The 3932-nt window shown below is 70.8% G+C and carries 3 protein-coding genes; all 3 read right to left on the bottom strand.

From position 1 onward, the window contains the following. Positions 1-90: 90 nt before the first annotated feature. Positions 91-2004, bottom strand: coding sequence for a sensor histidine kinase, YfiR-like protein-associated (locus tag NON22_RS21340; protein WP_257389008.1), 1914 nt, complete (start codon positions 2002-2004; stop codon positions 91-93). Position 2005: 1 nt separating this feature from the next. Further along, positions 2006-2569, bottom strand: coding sequence for a TOL_0243 family YfiR-like periplasmic protein (locus NON22_RS21335; RefSeq protein ID WP_257389007.1), 564 nt, complete (start codon positions 2567-2569; stop codon positions 2006-2008). Continuing rightward, positions 2566-3932, bottom strand: a 1367-nt coding sequence (locus NON22_RS21330) for a TonB-dependent receptor plug domain-containing protein (RefSeq protein ID WP_257389006.1), incomplete at its 5' end; no start/stop codon positions are given. The genes NON22_RS21335 and NON22_RS21330, both read right to left, overlap by 4 nt.

Raw genomic sequence — 3932 nt, 5'->3', positions numbered from 1 at the left:
GGCGGCCGGAACCCGCGACGGCCGGCGAATCGTGAGCGACGCGTCCGTGCAGGCCGGATGGCCGCGGCCCGGGCGCGCGGCGCGCCAGGGTCAGCCGCCCTGCGTCTCCGCATTCGCCGGGTCGCGCGGCAGCGAGAAGTAGAACGTCGCACCCTGGTCGACCTTGCTGTCGGCCCAGACGCGGCCGCCGTGGCGCGTGACGATGCGGTGCACGAGCGCGAGGCCGACGCCGTTGCCCGGAAACTCGCTCGTGCCGTGCAGGCGCTGGAACACGCCGAACAGCTTGGACTGGTAGCGCGGATCGAATCCGGCGCCGTTGTCGCGCACGAAGTAGATGTGTTCGGCCGCGTCGCTGATCGCATCGATCGTGACGACCGGACGCTCGCGCTTGGCGGAGAACTTCAGCGCGTTGGACAGGAAGTTCGTCCAGACCTGCTCCAGCAGCACGCGGTCGCCGACGGCGGCCGGCAGGCTGCCGAGATGGAATTCGACCGGGTTGCCCGCGTGCTGGCTGATCAGGCGGTCGAACACGCCGCGCACGAGCGCGCCCATGTCGAGCTCGACCGCGCGTATGGCCTGCCGGCCGAGCCGCGCGAACATCAGCAGGTCGTCGATCAGCACGCCCATGCGCAGGGTTTCGTTCTGGATCACTTCGACCTTCTGCCGCGCCTCGGCGTCGAGCTGGTCGGCATGCTGGCGGCCGAGCAGCTTGGCGAAGCCGGCGACGACGCGCACCGGCGCGCGCAGGTCGTGGGACACCGAATAGCTGAATCCTTCGAGATCCTTGTTGCTGGCTTCGAGCTCCGCCGTGCGCTCGGCGACGCGGCGTTCGAGCTCGGCGTTGAGCTTGCGCAGCGCGTCCTCGGCCATGCGCTGGTCGTGGATGTCGCTGACCGTGCCTATCCACTCGTGCACGGTGGCCGAGGCCTCGACGATCGGAACGGCGCGCAGGCTCACATAGCGATAGCTGTGCGTCGGCGCGTGCCAGAGCCGCAGCTCGAGCTGGAACAGTCCCGGCGCCTCCATCGCGCCGGCCCAGGCGGCTTCGAGCGCGTCGCGGTCGCGCGCCTCGAACGCGTTGCGCCAGCCCAGGCCGAGGCAGCGCGCCGTTTCCTGTCCCGTATACGCCTGCCAGGACGGCTGTTCCTCGGTCATGCGTCCGCTGCCGTCGGTGGTCCAGACCACCGACGTGATCGCTGCGACGAGCGTGCGGTTGCGCCGCTCGCTGATCTGCAGCGCCTGCTCGGCCTCGCGGCGTTCGCCGACTTCGTGCTCGAGCCTCCGGTTGGACGATTCCAGGATCTCCGCGCGCGAGCCGAGCTCGCCGAGCATCTCGTTGAACGCGTCGACGAGATAGCCGATCTCGTCGTCGCTCGACCGCGTCGCGCGCAGGCTGAAGTCGCGCCGTTCGATGACGTTGCGCGCGACCTCGCCGACTTCGACGATAGGCCGGGTTATGGCGGCGCCGAGACGCGCCGACAGCGCGAGCGCGGCGGCGAGGCTCGCGGCCATGACGAGCGCGAGGATGCCCAGATAGTTGAGCACGCGGCCGACCAGCGGATAGCTCGCGCGCAGGTAGACCGTGCCGGCGATGCCGTTGTGGTCGACGATGCGCTTGAACACGACGAGCTCGCCGCCCCGGATCGAAAAGCCGTCGGGATCGGGGATGGCCGGGAACGGCGCGGCCGCGGCGTCCTCGCGCCGGTAGCTCGCGAACAGCGCGCCGCGCGCGGTGTAGATCGCCGCTGCGAGTATCGACGGGCGCGCCTTGAGCAGCGCGAGGTTTTCGGCGGCGACCTTGGGGTCGTCGAACGCGAGCGCCGGCGCGCTGGCCTGGCCGAGGATGTCGGCCTGGGTCTGCAGATCGGCGACCCAGACCTGCTGGTAGGTGCGCATGTCGTAGGCGACCATGCCGATGCTCGTGATCACGAGCGCGGCCAGGGTCGTCGCGACGACGAGCATCTGCAGCTTGCGGCGTACGCTGCGGGCAGGCAGCAGCCTCATGTCAGCGCGCCTCCCCGGGTCGCAGGTTGTGGGCGACGGCGAGCAGCCGCGAACTGAGCTTGAGGCCGCGCTGTTCGGCGCCCGCGGCGGAAATCTCGAAACGCACGCGGCCGTCGGCAACGATGAAATTGATCACGCTGCCCTGGCTCAGCGCGCTGTCGGCTTCGGTCACGACGAGTACGGGCCGCACGCCGCTCGCGCCGAGCACCGGGGCCAGCGCGCTGCCGGCGCCGACGAACAGCACGTTGACGTCCTTCAGGTCGTCGCCGTCGCGCAGCTCGCGCACCTGCAGCGGATGCGCGTCGATGAGGCGCCCGTTCACCGCGCGACCGATCTCCTCGGCGATCGCGCGGTCGCCGAGCACGCCGAACACCAGCGGCGAATCCGGCGCGGCGAACGCGCTCGCGGGCCAGTCCACATAGGTCGCGAACTTGTAGATGAACGCCGCTTTCACGCGCTTTTCGAGCGGCGCCTCCGCATCGTCGCCGTGCGTCGCCGCAGCGGCGAGCGACAGCAGCAGGCCGAGCAGCAGAGTCAGGCCGGTGCGGAGCAGGCGCAGGTTCACCAGCGCCACTCCAGATCGACCGAGCCTTCGCGGCCGAACTCGCTGCGCTGGCTCAGCACGCCGGGTTCGAATTCCGCATGGCGCGCATCGAACAGGTTGCGCACGCGCACCGCGAGTTCGAGGCGCTGCGACGGCCGCCAGGCGTAGCCGGCGTCGAGCACGGCGTAGCCCGGAATCACCGGCGCCGGCAGCCGGCTCACGGCGCGCGCGGAGAGATCGAGCTCGTGATGCGGCGCGAGCTGCACGGTGCCGCGCAGCTGCGCCTGGTGGCGCGGGTCGTTGCCGAGATCGGTCGTGCCTTCCGGATCGCGTCCGCCGGGCTTCTGCCGCAGGTTCTTGTGCAGCTCCACGAGACCGGCGGCCAGCCGCACGCGCTCGCCGAGCCGCAGGGTGGCCCAGGCTTCGATACCCGTCGTCGTGCCTTCGTTGAGATTGACGACGAAGTAACCGCCGCCGCTCGCGGCCGGCTGGCCGCTGCGCAACTTGTCGTAGCGATGGTGGAACGCGGTCAGCGACCAGGAGAAATCGTCGCTGGGCTGGGCGCGGAAACCGAGCTCGAACACGTTGGACACTTCCGACACGAAGTCCGGTCCGCCGCGGATCAGGAACGGCGGCGCGCTCGGCAGGAAGAATTCCTTGTCGATGCGCGACGGCGCGCGCACGGCGCGCGACGCGGCGGCCCAGAGCAGATGATCCGGCGCCGTCTTCCAGGCCACGCGCAGGGTCGGCAGCACTTCGACGCCGGTATAGGTGTTGCGGTCGAGCTTGAGCCCGGCCGTCGCGGCGACCGCGTCGTTCAGATGCAGCTCGTCCTGCACGAACAGGTTGGACCACTGCAGGGTGCGGCGCGACGGAACGAACGTCGCGAGCAGGCCCTTGTCGACGCGGTCGCGCGCCTGGCGGTGGCCGCCGCCCCAGATCAGGGTATGCGCGGCGAACGGCACGCTGTGCTGGAACTCGATGTCGGCGACGTCCATGCGGTCGTGGAACAGCACCGGATCGTCGCGCCTCGTGTGGTCGAACCAGGCCTGCACGCGCCAGCGCGCGCCGCCCTCCTCGCCGTGGTTCCAGCGCGCGATCAGGTTCGAACCGGACACCTCGACCGGACCGAACGCGCGCATTTCCGATTCGGCGCGATAGCTGTCGCCCTGCACGGTGAAACCGCTGGCGGCGTCGCCCCAGTCGGCGCGGAAGCCGGCCTGCGCGCTGTCCCAGCCGTCGGTCTGCGGCGCGACGTGCGCATCGAAGGTGTTGTCGATCCGCGTGCGCCGCGCGTAGACGCGGTAGCTGCCGCTGCCGAGCGCGCCGCCCTGGCGCAGCGCGAGAGCGCGCCGGTCGCTCGCGACCGTCGCCGCGAGCAGGC

The sequence above is a fragment of the Tahibacter caeni genome (assembly GCF_024609805.1).
GTDB lineage: Bacteria > Pseudomonadota > Gammaproteobacteria > Xanthomonadales > Rhodanobacteraceae > Tahibacter > Tahibacter caeni.
The sequence above is the reverse complement of the archived record's forward strand: the minus strand, read 5'-3'. Positions and strand labels throughout refer to the sequence as shown.

Coding starts and splice junctions, on each gene's coding strand:
- NON22_RS21340 (WP_257389008.1), bottom strand. CDS start 2,004: ATGAGGCTGCTGCCTGCCCGCAGCGTACGCCGCAAGCTGCAGATGCTC.